The organism is Caballeronia choica (assembly GCF_001544535.1).
Lineage (GTDB): Bacteria > Pseudomonadota > Gammaproteobacteria > Burkholderiales > Burkholderiaceae > Caballeronia > Caballeronia choica.
This window is the reverse complement of record NZ_FCON02000404.1, coordinates 1-1,822: the sequence shown is the minus strand read 5'-3', so window position 1 is coordinate 1,822 and position 1,822 is coordinate 1. Positions and strand designations below refer to the sequence as shown.

Annotated in this window: 3 protein-coding genes; all 3 read right to left on the bottom strand. The window is 61.5% G+C overall.

What is annotated here, in order from left to right:
- Positions 1-986: IS66 family transposase (gene tnpC, locus AWB68_RS44490; protein WP_125483300.1), on the bottom strand; the 986-nt coding region annotated here is incomplete at its 3' end.
- A gap of 64 nt (positions 987-1,050) precedes the next feature.
- Positions 1,051-1,386, bottom strand: a complete 336-nt coding sequence (gene tnpB / locus AWB68_RS44485) for an IS66 family insertion sequence element accessory protein TnpB (protein WP_143282057.1) — start codon at positions 1,384-1,386, stop codon at positions 1,051-1,053.
- The gene (locus tag AWB68_RS44480) at positions 1,383-1,793 is read right to left on the bottom strand and encodes a transposase (RefSeq protein WP_235028870.1); all 411 of its coding nucleotides are present in this window, start codon (positions 1,791-1,793) and stop codon (positions 1,383-1,385) included. The genes tnpB and AWB68_RS44480 overlap by 4 nt, the downstream gene beginning before the upstream one ends.
- Positions 1,794-1,822 lie beyond the last annotated feature (29 nt).

The following is a 1,822-nucleotide window of genomic DNA, read 5'->3' as shown; positions in this document are numbered from 1 at the left end:
AGGCACCCGGTTTCGGTCACGCCGTTCTGGAAGCTAGCCTTATAGCCTCCATAGTCGTCACACGTCAGCTTGCCGCGCCACTCGCCCAGAAATGCGCGTGCATGTTCGCCAGCGCGGCTCTGGGCGAAGTCGTAGATCACCGCCTTCAGATCGGAGAACTGCGTGGTACTGTACGCCCACAGATAGGCTCGATGGGTCTTGCCTTTTCCCGGCGCAAGCATCTGTACCGGCGTCTCGTCGGCATGCAGTACCCCCTGCTGCAACACTTCTTCGCGAAGTGCATCGACCAGGGGCTGCAGGCGCGCGCCACACGCGCCAACCCAGGCGCCGAGCGTCGATTGCGCGATCGCCAGACCCGCCCGCGCAAAGATGCGCTCCTGTCGATACAACGGCAGGTGATCGCTGTACTTGGCGACCAGCACCTGAGCCAGCAGGCCGGTGGTCGGGATGCCCTTGTCGATCACATGAGGCGGCACCGCAGCCTGCACCAGCGTCTCGCATGCCTTGCACGCCCATTTTCCCCGGATATGCCGCTCTACCGTGAACACGCCGGGCGTGTAATCCAGCTTCTCGCTGATGTCCTCGCCGATACGAACGCGTTCGCAGCCGCACGTACAGATCGTGCTGTCCGGCTCGTGATGAAAGTCGGTACGTGGCAATTCCGGAGGAAGCGGTGCCCGCTTTGGCTGTTGACGTGGCGTTCCAGTTTGCTTGCCGGACTTCAGCCCCTGCAGCTCGAGCCCGATTGCCGCCAGATCCGCGTCGAGCGCTTCCTCGAGCAGGCTCAGTTGCTCCCTGTTGAGCTGCTCACTGCGCCTGCCAAACTGCTGCCGTTTGATCACCGAGAGTTCGTGCGTAAGCTGGTCGATACGTGTTTGCCGGTAGCGCAACTCTCTTTCTTTCTCGGCGATCTCGGCCATCAGCTTCGCGTTCAGTTCGCGTATCTGTTCGGTACTGAGGGCGTCGAGATCGGCGGGTATGTCCATGGCAATCAGTCTGCCAGAGCCGCGCCGGATGCAGCAAGCGAAACAGTTTACGTACTCGCGGGGCTCAAATCACCGTGATCGCATGATCCGGCGCGAGAGTGCGCCACGGTAGTCCCATCACGAGAGCCTGAAGCTGTTCCGGGCTCAGCCCCACGCTCACCGCCTGCTCGCCGTTTGTCCAGACGAAGCGCCCCTTGTTCAGCCGCCGTGCGGCAAGCCATATACCCAGGCCATCGTAGACCAGCACCTTCATTCGCGTCGAGTGACGATTGGCAAACAGGTATGCATGATGGGGCCTTACCGACCCGAACACCTTGACCACGCGCGCAAGCAGCGTATCGGCACCCGCGCGCATGTCGACCGGCTCCGTCGCGAGCCAGATGGCATCGATGCGAATCAACGCAACCACCCCTGCAGCCAGGTTGCGCAGTCGCTCGCGGCCGACAGCGGCCAGCGCACCGTGATCGCCGTCGCGCCCCTGCGCACCTCGATCTCGATGTGCATTGCCCCAGCAACACCATTCTGAATCTGCAGCGGCACAAATTCCGGCGACGAGACATTCAACTCCTTTCGGGCTGCTTCAGCGGCATCGCGTTCCTCCTGCGCTGCAACCCAGCTGCGCAGCAGATTGGCGTTCAACCGGTAATGCAGTGCCACGGCCGCAATCGACACGTTCGGCTGCATTGCCGCCCGACTGACCATCTCCTTGAATTCCTTGCTATGCCGCCGACGCCGTGTCGGCTGAATCACACCCTGGACAACCTCGACTTCGTCCATCATGTACACATGTCCATTTAAAATTTGCATGGACATGATCGTCGGGCTACTCGACTTGC